The following is a 24073-nucleotide window of genomic DNA, read 5'->3' as shown; positions in this document are numbered from 1 at the left end:
TCAGACCTGGAAGGTCCGGGCTTCCTCGGCCAGCAGCACCGGGATGCCGTCATCGATGCGGTACGCCCGGCGCTGGCCGGGCTGCTCGCAGTCGCCGTCGCAGTGCAGCTCGGCGCCACCATCGGCACCGGTGGCGTCGACCAGCTCGTTGCGGCACAGCGGGCAACGCAGGATCTCTCGAAGCCAAGGCTCGATCGTCGGGCTCATGTCTGTCCTTCCTCCTGCCGCACCAGCGCCAGGGCGCCGTCGCGGATCATCGCCATGGTCGCGTCGTCCGTGGCCTCGACATTGAGCCGCAGCAGCGGCTCGGTATTGCTCGCCCGCAGGTTCAGCCACCACATCGGTGCGGTGGCGTGGGTCAAGGTCAGTCCGTCGAGGGTGTCCTCGATGACATCGCCCTGGGCGATCGCCCACGCTCTCACACGGTCGGTCGCCGCTGCTGCATCGGTCACCGTCGAGTTGATCTCCCCCGAGGCGACATAGCGACTGTAGTCAGCCATGACGTGCGACAGCGGCCGGTCGGTCTCCCCGAGCGCGGCCAGCACGTGCAGGGCCGCCAGCATGCCGGTGTCGGCAAACCAGAAGTCACGGAAGTAGTAGTGCGCGGAGTGCTCGCCACCGAACAAGGCGTTGTTCGCGGCCATCTCGGCCTTGATCAGCGAGTGCCCGACGCGGGTACGCACCGGGCGCGCGCCATGCTCCGCCACGATCTCCGGCACCGCGCGGGAGGAGATCAGGTTGTAGACCACAGCGATGTCGCCGGCGGGCGTCCCGGCCGCGACCTGGGCGTCGATCTCGCGGACCGCCACCAGCGCCGTGATGGCCGACGGGCTGACCGGCTCGCCGCGCTCGTCCACGACGAAGCAGCGGTCGGCGTCACCGTCGAAGGCGAGGCCGAGGTCGGCCCCGTGCTCGCGCACCGCAGCCTGCAGGTCGACCAGATTGGCCGGCTCGAGCGGGTTGGCCTCGTGATTGGGGAACGTGCCGTCCAGCTCGAAGTAGAGCGGAATGACGTGCAACGGAAGGTCTTTCAGGACCGCGGGCACCGTGTGGCCGGCCATGCCGTTCCCAGCGTCCACCACCACCGTGAGCTGGCGCGAGCCGGACACGTCGACCAGGTTGCGCAGGAAGTCGGCGTAGTCCTCGAGCATGTCTCGCTCGACGATCTGACCGGGCGAGGTGCTGCCGAGGTCGTGCACGTCTCCGCGGTCCAGCGTCCACTGCGCGAGGTCGCGGATCTCGGCCAGGCCGGTGTCCTGGCTGATGGGCCGCGCGCCCGAGCGGCACATCTTGATGCCGTTGTAGCGGGCGGGGTTGTGGCTAGCGGTGAACATCGCGCCAGGGACGTCCAGCACACCGCTGGCGTAGTAGAGCCCGTCGGTCGAGCACAGCCCGATCAGCGTGACGTCCAGGCCATGTGCGGCTGCACCCTCGGCGAAGGCCCGGGCCAGCTCGGGTGAGCTCGGCCGCATGTCGCGACCGATGACGATCGAGCGGTGACCGTCGGGGATCGCAACGACCTGGGCGAAGGCGGCACCGAGTGCGCGGGACACCTGCGGACTCACCTGATCGGGAACGATGCCCCGCACGTCGTACGCCTTCACGAAGTCGGCGAGTCGGGGTGCATTCACAGTGCGCGACTCTACCGGCGCAGTGATCCGCGGATCACACGTCGGGCAGTACGCGCAGGTGGCGCCGACGGTCACCGGCCAGCACCTGGTCGCCGGCACCGGGAGTCGCGGGCTGCGCCGACGGCTCGGCAGCGGGCGGCGAGACGGGCGTCGCCGGCCGGGCCGCGGCGCGTACGGCGTCCGCGAGGGCCAGCAGGTCGTCCGGTGTGGGCTCGGGCTCGGTCAGGTCGACGGCCAGGCGGACCACGTCCCAGCCGCGCGGTGCGGTCAGCCGGCTGGCGTGGTCGGCGCACAGGTCGTAGGTGTGCGGCTCTGCGTAGGTCGCCAGCGGTCCGAGCACGGCCGTCTGGTCGGCATAGACATAGGTGAGGGTGGCGACAGCTGCGCGGTGGCAGGCCGCCCGCGAGCAGGTGCGGGACCTGTTTCTGGCTGGCGGCGTCGTCGTCACCCTCAGGACTCTAGGCCAGGACACCGACACACCTCCCGCGGCCACGCCGAGGGATCGTTCCCGTCGTACGCTCACAGAGTGCGTTCGTCCTTGAGGTCCGGCCGTGGTGGCAGCGAGGGGCCCACCGCGCGGTCTCGCCGCGACCGGCACGGGCGCGGCCTGCGCGGTCCGACCGCCTGGCCGCGGGTTCCCTCGATGGTGGCCCGCGCCGCCCGCTTCGACGAGCTCGTGCTGGATGCTGCCGAACGCCTCGAGCGCCGACTCGGACGACCTCTCGACCAGGTCGAGCTGGCCGTCGAGGACGTACCGCCCAGCGACCCCTCGTCGTGGGAAGAAACCGTGCCGCTGGGACGTCTCTTTCCGGCCGAAAACCGTTCTCCTGCAAGGCTGGTCGTCTACCGCCGCCCCGTCGAGAGCCGCGCCGAGGGACCCCGTGACCTGGCCGCACTCGTCGACAGCGTGGTCACCGAGCAGGTCGCCAGCCTGCTCGGTCTGTCGCCCGAAGACCTCGAGGACTGACGCGTGACCAACCCCACGGACCCGCCTGTCTGGGTCGAGGGCCTTCCTGGCGTCGGCCGCGCGCCCATCCTGGTGACCGGCGGCACCGGCACGCTCGGTCGAGCGGTCGTGGCCGAGCTCGAGCGCTCCAACGTGCCGGCGAGAGTGCTCACCCGCACACCCCGTCAGGTCGAGACCGAGCAGGTACACGGTGACCTGACGACCGGCGAGGGGCTGCACGAGGCGGTCGACGGCGTACACGCGGTCATCCACTGCGCCACTCACCCGACCCACCCTCAGGACGTCGACGTCGCGGGCACCCGGCGCCTGCTCGACGTCCTGTCCGAGGTCAGCCCCGAAGCCCACCTGGTGCACATGTCGATCCTCGGCGCGCTCGCCAACCCGCTGCCCTACTACCGCGCCAAGGTGGCCGCCGAGACCCTCGTCACGGGCTGGGAGGGCCGACGGACGATCGTCCGAGCCACGCAGTTCCACGACCTGGTCGAACGCCTCACCCGGGTGTCGGTCGGACCGTTCGGCCTCGGGGTGAAGGGTCTGCGGTTCGCCAGCGTCGACCCCGTCTACGTCGCCGGTCGGCTGGTCGACCACGCCCTGTCCGAGCCGCGACGCGAACCGCTGGAGCTGGCTGGTCCCGAGGTGCTGTCGGCTCGTGAGATCGCCGTGCTGACGGCTCGCATCAAGGGGCAGCCCGCGCCACGCCTGGTGCCGATGCCTGCCGTCGGCGCGGTGCTACGGGCGCTCTCGCGCGGCTCCAACCTGCCCGGGCCCGGGGCCGAGCGAGGCGGCCTGCCGTACGCCGAGTGGCTGGCCGCACGCGTCGCCGCCGCCTGACCAGCTCGCGGCCGAAACGGCCCAACGGGCTACTGCGGCAAGCCTTCTCGAGCGTCGATGACCTTGGCCGACACGGGCACGGGGTTGAGCGGTGCGACCGAGAGGAGCGGCTGCTTCTTGGTGTCACCGCCGCCGAGCACGAGCGCACCGTAGACCGCGTGGCCACCCGTCTTGACCCAGACCGCAGAGGCGCTGCCGGTCGACACCGAGGCCACGCCGTCCGCCGGGACGGTCACCAGCTGAGTCGTCGTGCTGCCGGTCGCATCCGTGCTGCCGACCGTGACGTGTGCCTCGCGGCCCACGGACGAGAGCATGAGCACGGACTTCACACCGGGCACGTGCGGCACGGGTGTGCCCGCGATCGTGGTGATCGGCGCAGCCGTCGGCGCCCAGGCGTTGTCGATACTGCCCTGCGGCCCCTTGGCGGTCGTGGACTCCGCCGCCGCCACGACCGGGACGTCAGCGGTCACCCGCAGCGCATAGCGGCCCAGTGGCAGGCCGGTCAGGTCGATCGTGCCGCTGGACCCGGCCGGCACGGTCTGTACGGCGTCGGGCACGTTGGCATCCGGCGGCCCCAGGACCTGGACACGGACCACGGCCTCGTCCTTGCCAGGGACGCCCACGCGAACGGACACCCGACCGCCGCTGGCCAGCCCGGCCGGGATCACTGCGTCGGTGGACGGATCGGTGGCGGGTCCGACCAGCTCCGACCCTTGAGGAACGGTGCCCTCGAACGCCATATCGGCCATCGCGACGGCCACGGTGCCCGAGGTGGTGGTCACCTTGACGACGGGCGCCGGTGAGGTGTCGTCGATCTCGCCGAGGAGCGCCACCGTGCGCGAGCGGGCCGGCACCGAGACCTCTTGGGGCTTGCCCGCGCCGAGGACGCTCAGCCGGGCGACGACCGCGTTGGGCGAGGGGTTGCTCAGGACGATGCGCTCCAGCCGACCCGGCTGCGGGCCACCAGCCAGGAGATAGGAGGTCGTGCTGGTCGTCGGGCACGGCATCATCGCCAGGCCCTGCGCGGTCGCGGTGCGGTCGTCATTGACCTGGAGCGCAGCGAGGCCAGGCGCGAGGCCCGCCGAGCCGACGATGTCGACCGAGCCGGCGCCGCTCACCGGGGTGGAGGTAAAACCTCCGCGACTGGTCACGGCGTTGACCAGGTCGCCGGCCGACCCGGGGAGCCGGGTTGCGCTCACCTCACCCGTCTCCCTCGAGCCGGCGTCGTCCGGTGGCAAGAGCGTCGGAGGCAGGCTGGCCGTCTGGATCGCAACGGTCTGCTGCGCTGATCCCGAGCCGGCCACACCGGGGCGGTCCGGTCCTGGACACACGAGCTCGCTGCGGGTCAGCGACTGGGTGCTGACGGCACTGGTCGCGCGGGTGTCACCGGCGCGAGACAGGTCGACACGGGCATCCGAGCCGGTCGCGCCCCACACCATCGCCGAGCCGGCGCCGGCGACCACGAGCACGCGGACGACTCCGAGACCTCTCATGCGTTCCTCCGGGAGCGGGCGTTGCCGAACGGCACCGCAAGGAAGACCACCAGGAACAGCAGCGCGCCCTGGACCCACCGCCAGCGTTGGTAGGACAGACCCGGCTCGACGTGCAGCCGTCCGCCGCCGGCCGGCACCGCGTAGGTCGGGAAGGTCTGGCCTGCCAGCGGGGTCAGCCGGTGGCCGTTGAGACTCACGTGTGCCCGCCGGGCCCAGCCACCCGACTCCGAGACGACGAGTCGGCGACCCTCGGGACCTTCGGGTACGCGGGTGGTCGACCGGCCGTGCGGCCCGGCCGACGGCAGCTCACCCCAGGGTTGTCCCTCGAGGGTCAGCCGCAAGCGGCTGGGCGACACCGTCGAGCCCATGTCCGCACCGTCGAGCGCGTCGACGCGCCACAGCGAGATGGACCGGTTGCTGGCCATCGGCGACAGCCCGTCGACGGTCTGGAACAGGCGGCTCAGCGCAGCCCGGTCACCAGGTCCGGTCACGCCGACGAAGCCGACATCGAGATCGGCCATCAGGTCGTGGGCCTGTCCGCCGACCGCCGTGCCGGGCGTGAGCAGCGAGGCCACGCCGCGCGCCACCACGGGACTGGTGCGGATCGGGACGTCGAGGTCGCGGGCGGGCAGCCCGGTCTCCGAGCCGTCCAGGCTGTAGGTCACCGATCCGTCCTTGCCGACATTGATCGACAGCATGCGCGTCGCCCGGTTGGCCTGGCTCATCTGCTCGGCGACCGCCGGCATCCGCGGAGTCGCGGGCTCCAGGGTCGTGATGTCCTCGGTCCAGCCGACGAGCGCGACCAGGCCGAGTGCCCAGCCGAGGGCGAGCACGAGACCCACGGCGAGTGCCGTACGCCAACGCGTGGCGAGCGCTTGCCAGCGCGCCTTGGCAAAGATGTCGCCTCCAGCGAGGAGGGCCGCGCCCAGCAGCGCGGCAGCGCAGAGGTCGAGCGCCGGGCCTGGCCACGGTGACCGTGGACCGGAGCCACCCGCAGTGACCGTGACGTGCGATGCCGCGAGCGCGGCACCCAGACCGAGCAGGGCCACGAGGCCGAGCCCGACGACCGTACGACCGTGCTGAGGTCGGCGACGCAGGAGCCCAAGGACTCCGAGGGCGAGTACGGGAGCCGACAGCAGCGCGAGGTAGGAGCCCGCGCCGCCCGGGTGGAGCAGGGCCAGCTGCCAGGGGTCGGCGTCAGGGCCACTGCGCAGGGCGCCGGGTCCGGCCAGCAGGACCCGCCAGTCCTGACGGATCCGGTCGACGGTCCACGGGCCGAGCAGCAGCCACGGCACGACGAGCAGGAAGGCGCCGCGCAGGCGTGCCCAACCGGTGCCGACGAGCACGACGCCGAACGCGATGACGGTGGTCGCCACGAGCAGGACCGGTGCGAAGGCTCCCATGAGCGCCGCGGCCAGCACGGTGCCGAACGTCACGGGGGCGCCTGCCGTCCTGCGGCCGATCGACAGCGCCCCGGCGAGCACGAGCGGCAGCAGGATGTGGGCGACGACCGGTCCGATGCGTCCGGAGGAGACGCCGGCGGTGAGGGTGGCGAGGGACGCCCAGACCAGCCCGGCCACGGCGCGCGGCCACTGGGCCCGCGTCGCGGCACGTCCGGCGAGGTAGGCGGTCACGCCGGACAGCGGCATCGCGAGGAGCAGCAGCCAGGTGATCACGGTCGCGCCGGTCGTGGTGTCGTCCACCCACGGCAACGTCTCGACGCCGCGCGCGAGTGCGGCGAGCACTGGTAGATAAGGCTGCTCGTGCAGATCGGACCCGAGGCCCGGGCCGACCCACTGGTCGCGCCAGAGTCGCCACACGCCGCCGGAGTCGGTGTCGAACGGTCGCAGCTGACCTCCATCGAGCCCTTGCGCGGTGCCGCGCACAGCGTCGGTGGTCAGCAGGTGCCGCCACATGAACCCGCTCGCGACGGCGAGGGAGACGGTCATCCACAAGCCCGCGTGGCGGAGGGTCCGCCGGATCCAGGTGGACCGCACGGCCGGGAGCGCACCGGACTCGTCGCTGACTGGTCCGGACTCAAGTCGATCCGGGTCGTCCAGCAGGTCATGGCCGGACGGCTCCGTGCTGACCGCATCGCGGACCGCGTCCCAGGCGTGCTGGCTGGCCGCACCGAGAGGCACGAACAGCGCATCGAGGTCTCGTCGCCTCGTGACGCCTCGGGTCCCGAAGCGGGCCCGCGCACCCAGCACCCGGCGTACGCCGAGGGGTGCCGTTGCCTGGCCGAGCTCGGCGAACGCATGGCGCGGCCGCTTGACGAGCAGCAGCACGACACCGAGGGCGGTGCAGCTGAGCATGGTCCACAGGGCCACGAACGGCATCCCGAACCAGGAGCAGCGAGCCAGGGCGACCTGGCGGTGTCGGCGCAGGGTGCGTGCCGACAACGGTGCCGGACGGTCGGTGTCGCCGTGGCGGCGCAGGGATCGTGGTGGCGACTCGGGCTCAGCGGCGGCCTCCGGCTCGGACTCAGGGGTCTCGGACTCAGGGGTCTCGGACTCGGGTTCGGCGGTGGGGTCCTCGCCCGTCGGCTCCTCTGCCTCTGCCTCCGCCTCCGCCTCGGGTTCCAGTTCTGGCTCCGGTTCGGCCAGCGAGGTGATCAGGGCCTTGCCACCGAGGTCCTGACTGACCCGCGCCTGGGGCACCACGACGACCTGATGACCCATGAGGTGCGTACGCCAGCAGAGATCGAGGCCGTCGCCATCACCGTCGAAGGCCGGGTCGAAGCCACCGAGGCTCAGGTAGACGTCACGCCGGATCAGCATGCCCGCGCTGGACACCGCGAGGACGTCGTGACGGTCGTCGTACTGACCTTGGTCGGGCTCGCCCAGCATCGTCGAGCCGACGTGCCGCCCGGTGCGGGTGACGTCGAGCCCGACGTTGACGATCTGGTCGCGGTCGCGCAGCTCGACCACCTTGCAGCCGGCGATCCCGATGCGCTCGGACCGGCCGACCACGCGGGTGAGCGCATCCAGCGCGTCCGGGTCCGGTGCGGTGTCCTCGTGCAGCAACCAGAACCATTCGTGCCGGTCACGCGGGCGAACCTGCCGCTTGCGGGCGCGCTGACGCACTCGACGGGCGACGACCGCGTCCTCTCCGGGACGGGGCAGCGCCTCGACCGCGGTGTCCACGATGGCCGCGAACGCGCTACCCGACGGCACGGTCACGACCGAGACGTCAGGGAAGGCCGCACTCAGGTCGTCGCGATCGTCCAGCAGCTGGCGAACCTGGTGCTGCGGGGTGGCGTCGACGAGGACGAGCCGGTCGGGGCTGACCTCGAGATCAGCCAGAGCGGAGAACGTGCGCTCCATCCACGAGGACCAGGAGTGCTGGATCACCAGAAGAGCCGTGACGACGAGCGGCGTGGAGGAGGTGTCGTCGTCGAGTGGGCCCCACCCGGGCTCGGGGTCAGCGGGTGGAGATGGTGGCGCGTCGGTCATGGTCATGAGTCGCTCACGCACACTGGGCCTGAAACGCCGGGTGGCGTGGTCATGTCCTGACCATGCCAGTCAGCCCGGCCGCTCCCAAGGAGACGCGCGGTCAGACCGCGCGCTTCTTCAGCTTTCGGCGCTCGCGCTCCGAGAGCCCTCCCCAGATGCCGAACCTCTCGTCGTGCTCAAGGGCGTACTGCAGGCACTCGGAGCGGACCTCGCACCCGACGCAGACCTTCTTGGCCTCGCGGGTGGAGCCGCCCTTCTCAGGGAAGAACGCCTCCGGGTCCGTCTGTGCGCACAGCGCATTCTCTTGCCAGGACTCCTCGCCGTCTTCTCCCTGCGCGTCGTCGTGCATGCTGATCAGCTGCAGCTCGTGCACGTCTCCTCCTCGACTGATCGCGGGTCGTTTGCCTGTGCAGTGCTGTCGCGGCCGAACAACAACACTGCAATTACACGCGTGTATTTCGCCATTCGTCAAGCGCGAGTTTCTCCGGGGGTGCACAATTCCGCCCCCACGGTCGGCTCGGCGGACCGCTTGAGAGACTGTCGCGCATGCGCATCACCGCCCTGGCGGGTGGCGTCGGCGGAGCCCGTTTTCTGCGTGGGCTCCTCCGCCACCTCGAGGCCCGCACCGACGGACCCCACTCCCTCACCGTGATCGGCAACACCGGCGACGACATCACCTTGTTCGGTCTCCGGGTCTGCCCCGACCTCGACACGCTCGTCTACACCCTTGGTGGCGGCGTGCACGAAGCACAGGGCTGGGGGCGCGCCGACGAGACGCACACCGTCCAGGGCGAGCTCAAGGCGTACGGCGCCTCGCCCCAGTGGTTCGGGCTCGGCGACCGCGACTTCGGCACCCACATCGTGCGCAGCCAGTGGCTCGCGCAGGGTCAGACGCTCTCGCAGGTCACCGCGCGGCTCGCACAGCGCTGGGGTCTGCCCGAGCAGGGCGTCACCGTGCTGCCGATGACCGACACCCCTGTCGAGACCCACGTGGTGCTCGAGGAGGACGGCGAGCAGCGCGCGGTGCACTTCCAGGAGTGGTGGGTACGCCTGCAGGCGGCTGTGCCGGCACAGCGCTTCGTGGTCGCCGGACTCGACCAGGCGTCCGCTGCCCCGGGCGTCCTGGACGCCCTCCGGACGGCTGACGTCATCCTGCTGCCGCCGAGCAACCCGGTCGTCTCGATCGGCATCATCCTCGGAGTGCCAGGAGTGCGAGATGCGTTGCGGGGCACCGCTGCTCCCGTGGTCGGCGTCTCTCCGCTCGTCGGTGGCGCTCCCGTGCGAGGCCACGCCGATGCGTGCCTGAGCGCCATCGGCGTCGAGTCGAGCGCATCGGGTGTCGCGGGTCTCTACGCCGACTTCCTGGACGGCTGGCTGGTCGATGACGCAGATGCGGAGTCCATGCGGGCCGCAGCGGCGAGCAAAAGCCCTACAGTCCGCAGCATGCCCTTGCTGATGCGAGACATCGACCACGCCGCGCGCATCGCCGGCGGAGCACTCGACCTGGCCCTCGATCTGCGCGATGCCTGAGTCCACGCCGCCCGGTGCGGTGCTGCTGATCCCGGTTCGAGGGCTGCCCGAGATCGGCCCGGGCGATGACCTCGGACTGCTCATCATGCGCGCGCTCGAGCAGGCAGGGTCGCCCCTGCAGGACGGCGACATCCTCGTGGTGACATCGAAGGTGGTGTCCAAGGCGGAGGGCCTCGTCGTCCGGACCACACAGCCCAGCGACCGACAGGAGCTGGTGCTGCGAGAGTCCGACCGGGTCGTCAGCGAGCGCGCCACCAGCACCGGCCTCACCCGCGTTGTCGCAGCCCATGCCGGCCCGGTGATGGCGGGCGCTGGAATCGACGCGTCCAACACCGGCGAGGCCGATCTGCTGCTGCTGCCCCAGGACCCCGACGCCAGCGCGCGCTGGGTCCACGACAAGGTCTTGGCCGCCAGCACCGAGCCCCTCCGGATCGGCGTCGTGCTGAGTGACACCGCCGGGCGTCCGTGGCGGGCTGGTCTCGTGGACCTGGCGCTCGGGCTCTCCGGGATCGAGGGCATCGACGACCTGCGTGGACGCGCCGACACCGACGGTCGCGACCTCGCAGTCACGGTCCGCTGCCTCGCCGATGAGCTCGCGGCCGCAGCAGACCTGGTCAAGGGCAAGATCGACCGCGTGCCCGCGGCCGTGATCCGCGGCTTGTCCCATCTCGTCGTCTCCGACGGCTCGTCGGCGCGTTCGCTGGTCCGCTCAGGACCCGACGACTGGTTCGCGCTCGGTCGCGCCGAGGCGGTCCGGGAAGCGCTTGGGATCAGGGCCGGCTCCCCCGAGTCCGAGAACGTCGGCATCGAGTCCGTGCACCCCGAGACGCTGAGTCAGAGGGTGGACCGCGCTCTCCAGGTGGCCCTGCACGGCTGCGACGGCGTCGAGGCTGCCCATCCGGCCGGCGACGCCAGCACACTGCGGATCCGCGCTCGGGATGACATCCAGCTCGGCCGTGCGGTCGCCCGCCTCGAAGTCGCCCTGGCCGGCGAACGCCTTACTGCCACAACGGCGTACGACGACAGCACCAGCGTCGTACACGTCACTCAGCCGTCCTAGCCTGGAGCCTGAGCGACGGTCCGCGCGGCTTGTGCCGACGCTAGCGAGGGACGCGGACCTCCACGCGAAGTCCGGGTGTCGCCCCGTCAACGGCCGGATGGTCAGTCAGGACCACCGAGCCGCGCGCTCGATGGACCAGCTCCTGGACGATCGCCAGCCCGAGGCCGCTGCCGCCGGCATCACGGTCGCGAGCGTCGTCCAGACGGGTGAAGCGTTCGAACGCCCTCACTCGGTCCTCGGGTCGGATGCCGGTGCCGTCGTCACCGACCACGATCAACGCCTCACCGCCGTCCGCAGCTGCGGTCAGCGTCACCGCCGTCGAGGCGTGCCGGACGGCGTTGTCGACCAGGTTGGTCAGGATGCGTCGCAGCTCCTCGGGGACGACCCTGGCGGTGAGTGTGTCCGCGGAGTCGGTGACGGTGACGGCCACCCGAGCACCGGCGTACGACCTCGCGATGTCAGCGAGAAGCGTTGGTACGTCTACGGGTTCGGGTCTGCGAGCAACCCAGGCGTTCTCATCTGACCGTGCGAGGAGCAGCAGGTCCTCGATGAGTGCCGCCAGACGGCGCACGTCGACCAGCAGGTCGTCCGTGAGGGCGTTGCTGCCGCTCACGCGCTGCTCGACCTCGAGCTGGGTCTGGATGCTTGCCAGGGGGCTGCGCAGCTCGTGAGCCGCATCGGCCACCAGACCGCGCTGCCGCTCCCGCGCGTGGGTGAGGCGGTCGAGCATTCCGTTGAGAGTGACTGCGAGGGCTTGGATCTCGTCCACCTGCGCCGGCACCGGGAGCCGCTCCGCCCCGGCGTCGCCACTGATGGTCTCGGCACCGGCGCGCAGTCGCTCGACGGGCCGCAGGGCTCGACCGATCACCCACCACGCGACCAGTCCCATCACGAGCAGGATGAGCGGGGCGACGACGAGAAGCGTTGTCCTCAAAACCTTTTCGGCGTGCAGGACGTCGCCGGCCTGGACCGCAACGATCACCGTCGAGGCGTCTCGGCGCTCCCCCGGTCGCGTCACCGGGACGGCGACCACGCGCAGCGGTCCGGACGCCCCCACCCTTCGGCCGGACACCTGGAGTCGTTGGCCGTCCCGCGCTCTGTCGAGCTCGGCGGGTCGTAGGAGGGAGGTGAGACGGTCGGCATTGGCAGACCCCGCGACGACTCTCCCTTGCGAGTCGACGACCTGCACCGACTGAGCGCCCGATGCGGGCAACGGGTCCGGCGCGGTATCGCTCGTCACGATGAGCGCGATGTCCTTAGCGGCGTTGGAGGCGGTCTCGTCCAGCGCGCGGCGTCCGGCGATACCGAGCACGGCCGACAGCACGATGCTGCCGACCAGCAGAGCCACCGCGGCACCCGCGAGACCGATCAGCATCAGGCGCCACCGGAGAGTGAGCCGGCTCAGCGACGGGAGCCTCATCGACGCAAGGTGTAGCCGGCGCCCCGGACCGTCCGGATCGCCTCGCGCCCGAGCTTGCGGCGCAGGTAGCCGACGTAGACCTCGACCACGTTGGGGTCGGTGTCCTGCGCCGAGTCCCAGACGTGGTCGAGCAGCTCGACCTTGCCGATGACGCGCTCGGAGTTGCGCATGAGGTACTCCAGCAAGGTCAGCTCGCGTGGGCTGAGCGGCACCGTCTCGCCGCCCTGGCGCACCTCGCGCAGCGACGGATCGAGCTCGATGTCACCTGATGTGAGCACAGGTGCTCGGGCCGCGCCGCCGCGTCGGAGCAGCGCGCGCAGCCGGGCAAGTAGCACGACGAACGAGAACGGTTTGGTGAGGTAGTCGTCCGCGCCGTAGTCCAGGCCGTCCGCCTGGTCGTACTCGCCGTCCTTGGCCGACAGCATCAGCACCGGCAGCCAGACCTGCTCGGCGCGCAGGGTCCGTACGACGTCGTACCCGGACATCCGCGGCAGCATGATGTCGAGGATCAGCGCGTCGTAGTCGCCGTGGCGAGCCGCGTTGAGTCCTGAGTGTCCGTCGTGGCGGACGTCGACGACGAAGCCCTCGGCCACCAGCCCACGCTGGAGGGCAAGCGCCAGGCGCTCCTCGTCCTCCACCAGCAGCAGCCGCATGCCGACACCTTGGCATGGTCGCGCCTGAGAGGGCTGTCAGGTTCTCAGCACCTTCACAGGGGGCCGGGCGCAACATATGAGTCATGAGCCTCATCGCCGAGCACCCGTCCCTTCGATGGACCGCCCCCGTGGCGGCAGCGGCCTGCCTCATCGGCGGCAGCGCCGTAGCCAGCCGGATGAGCGCGAGCGCCGACACCAACCTGCCCGAGCGCAGCGCGGCCCAGCTGATGACCGACGTGCAGACTGTGAAGATCCCAGGCCTGTCCGGCACCGTGGTCGCCTCGGTCGACCTGGGCCTGCCGGCGCTCCCGACCGGCGGCGGACGCGGCAGCAGCGAGCTGTCGTCCCTCATCTCCGGCACCCACACCATGCGGGTCTGGGCCTCCGGTGACGACAAGGCACGCCTCGCCCTGCTCGGGTCCAACGGCGAGTCCGACGTCATCCGCAACGGCCGCGACGTGTGGCTGTGGTCCAGCCAGGGCCGCTCGGCGACCCACCTGACGCTGCCTGCGAAGCAGACGCGCGCACAGACATCAGTCCCGATCACCCCGCAGGAGACGAGCAACGCGATCCTCGCCGACCTCCGTCCGAGCACCAATGTCTCGGTCGGGGGGACGACCTCGGTCGCCGGGCGAGCGGCGTACGAGCTGGTCCTCACACCCAAGCAGTCCGGCACGCTCGTCAAGGACGTGCGCGTCGCGGTGGACGGCAAGACGCACGTACCGCTGCGGGTTCAGGTCCACTCGACCAAGATCTCCAAGCCCGCGATCGAAGTCGGGTTCACGTCGGTCGACTTCGGCAAGCCGGACGCCGGGCAGTTCACCTTCAACCCGCCGCCCGGCACCAAGGTGACGACCAAATCCGTTCCGACACATAAGAACTCGGGCATCATGCCGTCTCAGCTGGGCAGCCTGCTCAAGACCAGCTCGCCCAACGTGGTCGGCGCCGGTTGGGCCTCCGTGCTCAAGGCGAACGTGCCTGACGAGCTGCTCAACCCCAAGTCCGGCAAGGAGAGCGGTCCCGACGTCAGCCAGCTGGTCAAGATGCTGCCGCGCGTGCACGGCACGTGGGGCTCAGGCCACCAGCTGGAGGGCACGCTGTTCACCGCGCTGCTGACCGATGACGGCAAGCTCCTGGTCGGTGCGGTGCCCCCGCGGACGCTGTACGCCGCGGTCAAGTGACCGGAGCCCTCGCGGTCGAGTCCGCGGGGCTGACCAAACGATTCGGCGACCAGACCGTCGTCGCCGGTATCGATCTGGTCGTGCCCCGCGGCTCGGTGTACGGCTTCCTCGGGCCGAACGGCTCGGGCAAGACCACCACCATCCGCATGCTGCTCGGACTCGTACGCCCCACCGCGGGAGAGCACTCTCTGCTCGGGGAGGCGATGCCCTCGTCGGCGGCCTCCGTGCTGCCGCGGGTCGGCGCCCTCGTGGAGGGTCCGGCGTTCCACCCGTACCTCAGCGGCCGGGCCAACCTGCGCCGACTCGACGACGCGGACGCCAGCACGGACCCACGTGACAGAGCGCATCGCGTCGACGAGGCGCTCGATCGCGTCGGACTGCTGGCGGCCGCGGACAAGCGCTACCGGGCGTACTCCTTGGGCATGGGACAGCGCCTCGGAATCGCCGCTGCGCTGCTGTCACCGCGAGACCTCCTCGTCCTCGACGAACCGACGAACGGCCTTGACCCGCAAGGGACTCGGGAGGTGCGACACCTCGTCAGTGACCTTGCCGACGAAGGACGCACGGTCCTTGTCTCCAGCCACCTGCTCGCCGAGGTCGAGCAGATCTGCACGCACATCGGTGTCATGAACGAGGGCGCGCTGGTCGCCCAGGGACCGGTGGCCGAGCTGCGCGCCACGACGACCAGCCGCGCGGTGGTCCAGACGGATCGGCCGGCCGATGCGGCACGAGTGCTGCACGAGCTCGGCCTGGACGACGTCAAGGTCGACCATGCGCACGCGAGCGGGCTGATCGGTGAGACGCCGCGGACGAGTGTCGTTCCTGCGCTGGTTCGCGCCGAGGTGCCTGTGCTCGGGTACGCCGTCGAGGAGCCCAGCCTGGAGGACCTGTTCGTGTCCCTGACCGGGGAGGGTTTCGATGTCAGCGGGTAGCAGCCGGCTGCTCCGGTCCGAGCTCACCCTCGTGCTCGGACGGCGCCGCAACCAGGTCGGCATGCTGGTGCTCGCCGCCGTGCCGATCGTGCTGGCGATCTCGATCAAGGTGGCCGCCTCCGCGCCGGGTCCAGAAGCCCCCAACTTCCTGGGCTCAGTCACGCAGAACGGGTTGTTCGTGCCGCTCGCGGCCCTGGGGATGGAGCTGCCGTTCTTCCTGCCTCTGGCGATCGGTCTGGTGGCCGGAGACAGCGTCGCGGGCGAGGCCAACATCGGCACGCTGCGCTACCTGCTGACGGTGCCCGTGAGCCGTACCCGCCTGCTCGTCCTGAAGTTCACGATGATCGTCATCGCCGCCGCGGTCGCCGCGCTCCTGATCGTGGTCGTCGGCGCCGCGATCGGTATCCCGTTGTTCGGGACCGGGCGGATGACGCTGCTCTCAGGAACCCAGATCGGCATGGGAGACGCGGTCCTGCGGATCCTGATCGTGACGGCGTACGTCGTGCTGTGCCTGGCATCGCTCGGCGCCATCGGGCTGTTCCTCTCGACCCTGACCGAGCAGCCGATCGGCGCCGCTATCGGCGTCATCGCGATCGATGTCATCAGCCTGATCCTGGACCAGATCCCGCAGCTGGACTGGCTGGGGCCTTATCTGCCGACGCATCACTGGACGGCGTTCATCGAGGTGTTCCGCGACCCGATCAACTGGGATCCGCTGGTCGACGGGGTGTTCGTCGCCCTGACCTACATCGTCGTCGCCTGGCTGGCGGCCTGGGCGCGGTTCAGCAGCAAGGACGTCACGTCCTGAGGCCGGTGCCGGCCCCTCGTCTCACCGCACGAACCTTGCGATCGACGAAGCGCCGGACGACCGGGGCCAGCAGCGGTCCGACGCCGGCCAGAGCGGCCATCCCGGGATCGGAGTAGACCGCGAACCGGCCGGAGTCGATCGACCGCACGACCGCAGCTGCGACCCGCTCGGGCCGGACCGGCTTGACGGTCCCGCTGATCGCTGCCGTCTCCGCCGGTTTGAACTCGTTCTCCTCAGCAAGCTGCGGGGTATCAACGTCCGACGGGTAGGCGCACGCCACGTGCACGCCATGCGGCGCCAGCTCCGAACGCAGCGCCTCCATGAGGCCACGTACGGCGAACTTCGCCGGACCGTACGCGGTGTAGCCGAAGACGCCGACCAGGGCGGCACCGGACGAGACCGCCACGATCGATCCGCCGCCTCGCGCCACCATGCCCGGTGCCACCGCCCGCACGGCGTACAGCGTGCCGAAGTAGTCGACCTCCATCATCCGCCGGAACACCTCGTCATCGAGCTCGAGGAAGTGTCCCGGCCTGGCCTGGCCCGCGCTCGTGACCAGGACGTCGCACGGACCCGCGGCGGACTCCAGGCCTCTGATGGCCCCGACGATGCTCTCTTGGTCAGCCACATCCGCAGAGGCGACCTGCACGGTGGCCCCGTCTGCACGTAGGTCCTCGGCGGCTGCATCGAGCACCTCCTGCCGCCGCGCCACCAGCGAGACGGTCACACCCCGTGCGGCCAGCAGCCGCGCGGTCTCCAGCCCGATGCCGCTGGAGCCGCCGGTGATGATCGCGTGTGAGTCAACGTTGAGCGTCGTCATGGTCCTGTCATCCTTCGGACTGTTCAGCGTGGCAAGTGGGTCGGTACCGACAGCCGAGGCCCACGACGAGGTCGTACGATCCCGGCCAGCTCGATGAGGCGCTGGACTCGGAACCGGTGCCCGGCGTACGGCTGCAGCAGCTCGAGCATGCGCGCGTCGTCACCGACGCGGCCCTCGAGTGCGTAGGTGATGTTCTTGGCGACGTGGTAGTCGCCGACGCTGACCGCGTCCGCGTCGCCGAGGGCACGCTGGGCGACCTCGGCGGCCGTCCAGACACCGATGCCGGGCACGGCGCGCAACCGACGTCGGGCCTCCTCCGCGGGCAGGTGCACGCAGTCCTCAAGCCGCGCCGCGACGACCAGCGCGCGCATCAGCGTGTCGGCTCGCGACGCGTCGACGCCGGCGCGCAACCACTCCCAGGACGGGACTCGGCGCCACGTCGCGGCCGCGGGCGGCACGACGAGGCGGCGGGCGGCACCGGGGCCGGGCGCCGGCTCGCCGTAGCGACGCATGAGCGTGCGATAGGCCGTGAACGCCTGCTTGCCCGTGACTCGCTGCTCGATGATCACCGGGACCAGTGACTCGATGACGAGTCCGCTGCGTGGCACCCGGAAGTGCCGCGCGCGTCGATGCGCGTCGTGCAGCACCGGGTGATCGGGCACGAAGCCGTCCGGGTCGTCGGACGCTCCGAGAAGATCCGGGACGTGCTCCAGCAGCCAGTCGCTGCCCGGACCCCACGCCCGCGTGGTCACCGTGTCTCCAGCCTCGCTCGGCATCAGCGTGTGCTGCATCGTGACCGGGCCGTCCGGTGTGCGGCTGGCGCGCCAGATGCCGGAGGAGTCGTGCTGCCAGGTCGGGTCGCCGGCGCCGTGTCGAAGTCCCGACAGGATCGTGCCCAGCGGGACTGGGCGGCCCGGACTCCAGGCGCGGACCGCAGGCTCGTCGGATGCCGCGATGTCAGATACGTAATTCATCGGATGTCTCCGTGATCAGGTGGCGCGTCGCGTTATTTTGAGCCGGGCGACCGCCCGTCGGTCCGGAGGAATGCTCTCGGAGAGGAACAAAGATCCCATGAATCGATCTCGACTTCTGGCGACCCTGGCAGCCACCGCCGCCGTGGCGACCGGAGCAGCGCTGGCGGCCCCAGCGCAGGGTGCTCCAGTCACGCCGTCGGCCAAGGGCGTCACACACGCCGACAACCCCGGCGTGCCCAAGGGCGCGTCCTGGAGCGAGCAGTACTTCTCCAGCCCTCGTGCCGGCGCACCGTCCAAGGTGACGCTGCACGCGGACATCTTCCGGCCGGCGAACCTGCCGGCCAACGCCAAGACCCCCGTGATCATCTCGATGGGGCCCTACTTCAATCACTCCGGTCAGACCGGGCGTGAGACCGACACCTACCAGCCGACCTCGCGCTTCGATGACCTCATCGACGGCGCCCAGCTGATGAAGCGCGGCTACACATTCATCGCGGTCGACCTGCGCGGCTTCGGTGCGAGCACCGGCTGCCTCGACTGGGTCGGACCCGGCGAGCAGGCCGATATCAAGGCCTCCGTCGAGTGGGCCGCGAGCCGGCCGTGGTCGACCGGCAAGGTCGGCACCTACGGCAAGTCGTACGACGCCGTCACCGGCCTGTGGGCCAACGACCTCAAGCCCAAGGGCCTCAAGGCGGTGGTGGCTCAGGAGCCGCTGTGGAACATGTATCCCTACCTCTACAGCAACGACGTGCCACGCCCCAACCAGGACGGGACGCCGCTGGCGTACAACTCGATCGCAGGATTGGGCGGCACCACCGGCGACAGCGCCCGCTACAAGGCCGCGGCGGACTACGAGAAGCAGCACCCCGAGTGCTACACCCGCAACCTGCACGACAACGTCAGCAACACCAGCGCCGATGACAAGTACTGGAAGGTGCGCAACCACGCGGCCCTGGCCAAGGGCACCACGACCCCGCTGTTCGTGACGCAGGGCTTCACCGAGAGCAACACCAAGCCCGAGCAGATGGAGCAGTTCCTGAGCAACCACGTCGGACCCGAGCGGGGCTGGCTGGGGCCGTGGGAGCACGTGCGCGGCAACGATGTCGACCCGACCACCGGCCGGCTGGCACAGGGTCGCAAGAACTTCTTCGGCGAGGTGGTGCGGTTCTACGACCAGTACCTCAAGGGCATCAAACCCACGGTGAAGGACCCCAACTACGCCATCCAGGACAACTTCGGCAGCTGGCGCGCCCAGACCACGTGGCCCGTGACGCAGAACCGCTCCCTGGTGACCCTCCAGCCGGGCAAGTACATCGACAGCGGACCGGTCGCTGATCAGGCGCCCGCGGCCGGTGCCCGACGTGCCGGAGACGCCAACGGCAAGGGACTCACCGCCGTACAGGCTGAGAAGGTCCGCGACAACCAGGTGCCGACGCGCAGGACGCAGCGTTCGGGCCAGGACGTCGACCAACGGGTCACCAGTCAGCTCGGCACCGCGGCGCAGCGTCGTGCGGCCAAGCTCTCCGATGCCGCAGCAGTCCCGAACTCCTACCAGACCTGGTCCAAGCCGGTGAAGGTGAGCACGAGGCTGACCGGGACACCCCGGATCATCCTCAACACGCGCGGCCAGGGTGAGGTCTATGTGGGCATGTGGGACGTGGCGCCGGACAAGGGCACGGCCACCCTCATCAACGAGAACGTGGCGGAGCTGACCAAGTCGGGACGCACGTTCGACCTGAAGTCCCTGGACTGGACGCTGCCCAAGGGCCATCGCCTCGCGGTCACCATCGGCACGATCCAGGGCGGCTACTGGTACATCAACGCCAGTGGTCGAACGATCACCGTCAACGACGCCCAGCTGCAGCTGGCTGTGCAGTCGACGGCGCATGATGTGAAGACCGAGGGCTCGAAATCGGCGTTCCTCGACTCCTACATCGCCGACAACACGATCCCCAGCGGTGTGATCCCACGCGGCACCTTCGAGGTGCCGACTCCGTAGGTCATCGTCGCGGGTCGGTGAGCAGCTTCGCCGGCCCGCGGCGGTCACCGGCGCCGGAACGTCATCAGCGCCAGGCCGACACTGCTGTCGGCGAACGCCTGCTGAGCCGCGCGCAGGCGCAGCCCGTCCGTGATGTCCAGATCCCCGATCAGGCTCAGGCCCTGCTCGTCCGCGCGCGCGATCAGCGAACGCAGCTCAGGCACACCGACGCCACCGTCAGCCGCCGGCCCGAGGCGCAGGGTGATGGACATCAGGCCACCGCGGCGCAGTGCGGACGACCCGCGGACGAGGTCGACGTCCGCCTCATCAGCGCGCACCGAGCGCGGGTGGAGTCGGGCGACCAGGTCGACCGAGCCCGGGTCGATCGCTGAGCCGACCACCTCAGGACGGGTCACGTCCAGCTGGATGGGGGCGAACCCGGCGCGGGTGGCCCACCGGAAGAACAGCGACCGCGGACCGGAGGCGTCCAGGACGACCGCCTTCCGACGTCCGTCGTCGGCGATCCGGACCAGCGCGGCCAACGCGCCGAGCGCGACCCAGGCGGACGTGTCGTCCAGCGTGCGTGGGAGACCGAGGGCCCGGGCCGTACGACGAGCTGCCCTCGCCTCGACGCCGTCGACGAGGATGTCGGTGGCGCGGACGCCGCGCAGGTCCGCGGCCTGCAGCGGCAGCGCGACCTCGGAGTGAGGCAGGCGGGCGGCGGTCTGCTGCGCCGCCTGGCGCACCCGCCCGGCGATCCGCTGGGCTGCAGGAGACGCTGCCAACCGGCGAACCTCAGCGGTCGCGGCACGCGATGCGGCTGGCACGCGGCCCGCCTTGGTTCCTGAGCTCATTCGCGCGGCTCCTCCTCCGGTCCCGGTCGCACGCTCCCGCGAACCGGCATCGTCGCCACTCCCCGCCTTACCGTTCACACCATCGAGACTAGTCGCCGGGTGCGACGTCCGCAGACTCGTTCAGCCCAGGCGCAGGCGCACGTGCAGCTCGGTCGCGGGGACGACCGGTCCCGTGAACGCCTCCAAGAGGTCGCGCTGAGCGCTGCCGAGCTCGTTGTCGAGGTGCTCCAGTCCCGGCACCGTGAGGCGGACAGCGGACAGCCCGAAGACCGCCGCCAGATTGAGCACGGCAGTGCTGCCGCCACCCACGACAGCTCCGGCTCGGACGACCTCTGGGTCGAGCTCGGCCGGGCCATGCCCACTCATCAGCTCGAACCCGGCATAACGCTCGGCCGGCTCCCCGGGGTGCGGGCGGACGGTGAGCGTGCCACCGGAGCGGTCAACCGCGGTCGCGACCTGCTCGACGTGGGACAGGTACGCAGCCTCATTGAGCAGCCCGAGGTCCACCCATGGCTGGGTGGCGAAGACGACGCGGCGCGGCACGCTGCCAGGTGTCACCGCCGAGGTGTGCCGCCGGAACTCGTCGGCCACGACCTCGACGACTTGCCACGAACCGTGGCTCTGCCGGTAGAGCGGCCACCTCTCGGAGGTGAGCGCGTGAGCGCCGCCGGTGACCGCGGCCGTACGGATCGAGCGCCACGGCTCCTGCACGCCCTGTCGTGCCCAGGCATCGCGCCGGGTCCGCCAGTCACCGTAGGTGCCGAGTCCTTCATCTGTCACGACCACGCGAATTCGCCTGCGAGGATTGGCTTTTCGCAGCTGTGCCCACGGCTTCAGGCCGGGGGCGCCGACGGCGACGTAGACGACGTCGACGCCGTCTGGGCACTGCCAGCGGGCGTCACCCTCGGCGAAGGAAAGCTGCAGCCGCTCGTCCGACGGGAGCAGACGGCGTACGTCGTCCTCACCGACCGACGCGCGGCCCAGGAACGTGCCGCCGCCGACGTACGCGACGGTGATGGGTGTCGTACGACGGGTGAGCTCGGCGCGCAGGTAGGACGCCACATGCACCAGGTGGGTCAGGCTCCTGACCCCGGTGATCACGACATGCAGACCCGCGTCTCGCCCCTCAGCCACGGCTAGATCACCGGCGGACGGCCGGCACGAGCAAGACGACCGACGGTGCGCCAGGACATCGGTCGGCGCTCCCCCGCGTCCGAGGTCATACCCTCGCCAAACCCCTTGAACCACACCGCAAGCGCGTCCTTGTCGTGCACTCTCGCGAGGGTGACGGCGGTCCAGGACGCGAGGTAGACGGGCACCAAGGGGGCAGGCAGGTTGCGGCGAGCGACCCAGACCCGGTTGCGGGCGTTCATCCGGTAGAAGACCTGGTGTCGCGCGGGGCTGGTCGCGGGGTGGTTGACGATGACGGCGGGGACGTACTGGATCGTCCAGCCGGCATCGACCAGACGCCATGCGAGATCGATGCCTTCGTGGCCGTAGAAGAAGTGACCGGGCCAGCCGCCGACCTGTTCGAAGGCTTCGCAGCGGACCATGAAGACGGCTTCCCAGAACCAGGTGGCCGGGCCGGCCTTGCCGCCGTCCTCGACGTTGAAGCGCGGGACCCATCGGCGCGGTGACGGCTTGCCGGTCGGGTCGAGTCCGCGCGGCTGGGCAACAGCGACCGTCGGGTCGCCCAGGATCACGCGGGCGAGGCGCGACAGGACATCCGGTGTCGGCAGGGACGCGTCGTCGTCGTAGAAGTAGAGGAGCTCGCCCTTGACCTCACGAGCACCGACGTTGCGGCCCTCGGGGATGCCGACGTTCTCGGGCAGGTGCACGGTGCGAACCCAGTCGGGCAGACCCTGCGGCTCCCAGCCGTTGCCGACGAGAACGACGTCCAGATCCACGTCTTCCTGGGCGCGCAGGGTGCGCAGTGCCTCAGCGAGCTCGACCGGGCGGTCACCCATGTGCAGCAGTACCACTCCGACACGGGGCAAGGTCGTCTCCTGAGGCACCCGGCTAGGTTAGATCACCGGCCCACCACTGACATCCGCGAGCGAGGCAGCGTTGTCCCAGTCGTCCCACTCTGACCCCTCCGGCGACACTGACCCCTCCGGCGACGGCGTTCGCCTTATCGGCGGCGAGATGCCGCAGCAGCGTGACCTGCCGGCCGCCGCGCTCGGCGCCCTGGAGGAGCTGGTGCTGGCAGCCGTGCCGTCCGGCGCCCGACGGGTTCTGCTCGCCGGACCGCGCGCATCGGTCCTGGCGCCCGCGCTGCGCGACCGCGAGGTCGCGGCTCTGGTGCGTGGGCTGCCGGACGCCACCTCGCTCGCCGATGCCGGCGTGATTGCCCTGTGCGGTGGGCTGGACCGCCTGGCGGCCGATGCGGGGTACGACCTCGTCGTCGTTCTCGACCCGCCTGAGGTCCTGCTCACGCCGGACTCCCCTGGGCTCTCGCACACTGACATGCTGGGTGTCGCGGCTGATGCGCTGGCCGCTGATGGTGCCCTGATCGCGTTGGTAGCCAACGGGATCGGGCTCGACACGTTGTCGGCTGTGCCTGCGCCGCGCGCCCTCGCGGACGACCGGGCCTGGTGGGTCGGCACCAGCGGGTACGACGTCCGCCGGCCCTTCCACCACGAGCTGCGGTCGCTGCTCGAGGACGCTGGCCTCCACCTGTGGGCGGGGCGGTCGGTGCTGCCCAGCCTCGCGTCACCGGTCGTCACGGTCGACAGCCAGGACGAGGAGGGGCGGACTTCCGCCGTCGAGACACTGGCTGCGTCGGTGCACCGCGTTGAGGGAGCGGATCGCGCGATTGATGCGATCGAGGCGGGCGCGGCGCGCGACCTCGCGGCCGGGTGGTTGCTGGTCGCTGGGCACGTCCCGAGCACGGTGATGCTGCCGGCAGTCACGCCCTCTTCGGACGCGGGGTCTGGGGCGACCGTGTCGTCTGAGTCGACCCTTGTGTCGCGTCGCCTGCCCCTGCTGCGGGCGCTGCGGGACGGCAATCTCGCACGGACCCGCGTCCTGCTCGCCGACTTGCGGGGCGCCTACGACGACGAGAACGCTTGCGGGGTGGCGCTGGTTGAGCTGGGTGACCAGGTGGCGGGTGCTGCCGGTGCACATCCCTTCGCGCCCGAGCTGGATGCGCAGGGTGTGACTCGTGAGCTGCGAGCCCTTGCCGGACTCACCCCGGCGGACGGGCCCGAGCCGGCGACGACGTCGCAGGGTGCGAGCATTGCCGCCTCCGACTCGGCCCAACGGGTCGCCGAGCTGACCGCGGGTCTGCGCGATCGCTCGGGCCAGGTGCAGTGGTTGCAGCGCAAGGTCAGCGAGCAGGAACGCCGAATCCGAGCCCTCGAGCACGCGATCGGCACCGCGGACGGACCGCTGCCCCGACGCGTCCTGCTGGTGATGACCGCGCCCACTCACCGCCTTGTCGAGGCTGCACGATCACGGGTGAAGCGGCGCCCGAGCTGAGCCCAG

22 protein-coding genes are annotated in these 24073 nt (G+C 70.7%); 9 read left to right on the top strand and 13 right to left on the bottom strand.

The features are described from left to right. The 3 genes from VV02_RS10665 to VV02_RS10655 are packed head-to-tail and all read right to left on the bottom strand — an operon-like array spanning window position 1 to window position 2079. Complete coding sequence (locus VV02_RS10665; protein WP_052591541.1) at window positions 1–207, bottom strand: Trm112 family protein; 207 nt, start codon at window positions 205–207, stop codon at window positions 1–3. Further along, window positions 204–1631 carry a phosphomannomutase/phosphoglucomutase gene (locus VV02_RS10660; RefSeq protein ID WP_052596829.1) on the bottom strand — a complete coding sequence of 476 codons (1428 nt, stop codon included), beginning with the start codon at window positions 1629–1631 and terminating at the stop codon, window positions 204–206. Before VV02_RS10660 ends, VV02_RS10665 begins: the two co-directional genes overlap by 4 nt. 34 nt (window positions 1632–1665) lie before the next feature. Continuing rightward, on the bottom strand, window positions 1666–2079 hold the full coding sequence (locus tag VV02_RS10655; protein WP_052591540.1) for a DUF3499 domain-containing protein: 414 nt from the start codon (window positions 2077–2079) through the stop codon (window positions 1666–1668). A 78-nt stretch (window positions 2080–2157) separates the two neighbouring features. On the opposite strand from VV02_RS10655, the gene VV02_RS10650 reads away from it, so the two are divergent. Both VV02_RS10650 and VV02_RS10645 read left to right on the top strand, forming a co-directional pair. Beyond that, window positions 2158–2598, top strand: coding sequence for a metallopeptidase family protein (locus tag VV02_RS10650; RefSeq protein ID WP_245633047.1), 441 nt, complete (start codon window positions 2158–2160; stop codon window positions 2596–2598). A gap of 3 nt (window positions 2599–2601) precedes the next feature. Continuing rightward, window positions 2602–3429: an SDR family oxidoreductase gene (locus VV02_RS10645; protein WP_052591538.1), complete on the top strand. Its 828-nt coding sequence runs from the start codon at window positions 2602–2604 to the stop codon at window positions 3427–3429. Between the two features lie 29 nt (window positions 3430–3458). Here VV02_RS10645 and VV02_RS10640 read toward each other — a convergent pair whose 3' ends face one another. The 3 genes from VV02_RS10640 to VV02_RS10630 all read right to left on the bottom strand — a co-directional run bounded on the left by VV02_RS10640 (window position 3459) and on the right by VV02_RS10630 (window position 8726). After that, window positions 3459–4922: a DUF5719 family protein gene (locus tag VV02_RS10640; RefSeq protein WP_052591537.1), complete on the bottom strand. Its 1464-nt coding sequence runs from the start codon at window positions 4920–4922 to the stop codon at window positions 3459–3461. Continuing rightward, on the bottom strand, window positions 4919–8383 hold the full coding sequence (locus VV02_RS10635; protein ID WP_052591536.1) for a glycosyltransferase: 3465 nt from the start codon (window positions 8381–8383) through the stop codon (window positions 4919–4921). The genes VV02_RS10640 and VV02_RS10635 overlap by 4 nt, the downstream gene beginning before the upstream one ends. A gap of 94 nt (window positions 8384–8477) precedes the next feature. Then, entirely contained in the window at window positions 8478–8726 is a 249-nt protein-coding gene (locus VV02_RS10630) for a WhiB family transcriptional regulator (protein ID WP_157063602.1), read from the bottom strand. Between the two features lie 197 nt (window positions 8727–8923). Here VV02_RS10630 and cofD point away from each other — a divergent pair, with 197 nt between their 5' ends. After that, a complete protein-coding gene (gene cofD, locus VV02_RS10625) occupies window positions 8924–9907 on the top strand; it encodes a 2-phospho-L-lactate transferase (RefSeq protein WP_052591534.1) in 984 nt (327 codons plus the stop codon). After that, window positions 9900–10967, top strand: a complete 1068-nt coding sequence (gene cofE / locus VV02_RS10620) for a coenzyme F420-0:L-glutamate ligase (RefSeq protein ID WP_083450069.1) — start codon at window positions 9900–9902, stop codon at window positions 10965–10967. The genes cofD and cofE overlap by 8 nt, the downstream gene beginning before the upstream one ends. A 40-nt stretch (window positions 10968–11007) precedes the next feature. Here the strand turns inward: cofE and VV02_RS10615 are convergent, their stop codons facing one another. Then, the gene (locus VV02_RS10615; RefSeq protein ID WP_218917396.1) at window positions 11008–12387 is read right to left on the bottom strand and encodes an ATP-binding protein; all 1380 of its coding nucleotides are present in this window, start codon (window positions 12385–12387) and stop codon (window positions 11008–11010) included. Beyond that, window positions 12384–13040: a response regulator transcription factor gene (locus VV02_RS10610; RefSeq protein WP_052591533.1), complete on the bottom strand. Its 657-nt coding sequence runs from the start codon at window positions 13038–13040 to the stop codon at window positions 12384–12386. The genes VV02_RS10615 and VV02_RS10610 overlap by 4 nt, the downstream gene beginning before the upstream one ends. 83 nt (window positions 13041–13123) lie before the next feature. Here VV02_RS10610 and VV02_RS10605 point away from each other — a divergent pair, with 83 nt between their 5' ends. From VV02_RS10605 to VV02_RS10595, 3 genes are read left to right on the top strand one after another with little or no spacing between them, the layout of a single operon-like run. After that, on the top strand, window positions 13124–14221 hold the full coding sequence (locus tag VV02_RS10605; RefSeq protein WP_052591532.1) for a LolA family protein: 1098 nt from the start codon (window positions 13124–13126) through the stop codon (window positions 14219–14221). Beyond that, window positions 14218–15153: an ABC transporter ATP-binding protein gene (locus VV02_RS10600; RefSeq protein ID WP_052591531.1), complete on the top strand. Its 936-nt coding sequence runs from the start codon at window positions 14218–14220 to the stop codon at window positions 15151–15153. Before VV02_RS10605 ends, VV02_RS10600 begins: the two co-directional genes overlap by 4 nt. Then, window positions 15140–15961, top strand: a complete 822-nt coding sequence (locus VV02_RS10595) for an ABC transporter permease (RefSeq protein ID WP_052591530.1) — start codon at window positions 15140–15142, stop codon at window positions 15959–15961. The genes VV02_RS10600 and VV02_RS10595 overlap by 14 nt, the downstream gene beginning before the upstream one ends. Here the strand turns inward: VV02_RS10595 and VV02_RS10590 are convergent. Continuing rightward, entirely contained in the window at window positions 15951–16781 is an 831-nt protein-coding gene (locus tag VV02_RS10590; RefSeq protein WP_052591529.1) for an SDR family oxidoreductase, read from the bottom strand. The genes VV02_RS10595 and VV02_RS10590 overlap by 11 nt on opposite strands. A gap of 23 nt (window positions 16782–16804) precedes the next feature. Then, the gene (locus tag VV02_RS10585; protein WP_052591528.1) at window positions 16805–17755 is read right to left on the bottom strand and encodes a DNA-3-methyladenine glycosylase family protein; all 951 of its coding nucleotides are present in this window, start codon (window positions 17753–17755) and stop codon (window positions 16805–16807) included. A gap of 97 nt (window positions 17756–17852) precedes the next feature. Between VV02_RS10585 and VV02_RS10580 the strand changes: the two genes are divergently transcribed. Continuing rightward, entirely contained in the window at window positions 17853–19754 is a 1902-nt protein-coding gene (locus tag VV02_RS10580; protein ID WP_052591527.1) for a CocE/NonD family hydrolase, read from the top strand. 44 nt (window positions 19755–19798) lie between these two features. Here the strand turns inward: VV02_RS10580 and VV02_RS10575 are convergent, their stop codons facing one another. The 3 genes from VV02_RS10575 to VV02_RS10565 form a co-directional block, all read right to left on the bottom strand. Further along, a complete protein-coding gene (locus tag VV02_RS10575; RefSeq protein WP_052591526.1) occupies window positions 19799–20587 on the bottom strand; it encodes a hypothetical protein in 789 nt (262 codons plus the stop codon). Between the two features lie 120 nt (window positions 20588–20707). Continuing rightward, a complete protein-coding gene (locus VV02_RS10570; RefSeq protein ID WP_052591525.1) occupies window positions 20708–21721 on the bottom strand; it encodes a hypothetical protein in 1014 nt (337 codons plus the stop codon). Window positions 21722–21723: 2 nt separating this feature from the next. Next, window positions 21724–22602, bottom strand: coding sequence for a glycosyltransferase family 2 protein (locus VV02_RS10565; RefSeq protein WP_245633046.1), 879 nt, complete (start codon window positions 22600–22602; stop codon window positions 21724–21726). A 52-nt stretch (window positions 22603–22654) separates the two neighbouring features. Between VV02_RS10565 and VV02_RS10560 the strand changes: the two genes are divergently transcribed. Further along, window positions 22655–24067: a hypothetical protein gene (locus VV02_RS10560; RefSeq protein WP_052591524.1), complete on the top strand. Its 1413-nt coding sequence runs from the start codon at window positions 22655–22657 to the stop codon at window positions 24065–24067. Window positions 24068–24073 lie beyond the last annotated feature (6 nt).

This window comes from Luteipulveratus mongoliensis (assembly GCF_001190945.1).
In the GTDB taxonomy this organism is placed as follows: Bacteria; Actinomycetota; Actinomycetes; order Actinomycetales; family Dermatophilaceae; genus Luteipulveratus; species Luteipulveratus mongoliensis.
This window is presented reverse-complemented; position numbering and strand designations above follow the sequence as displayed.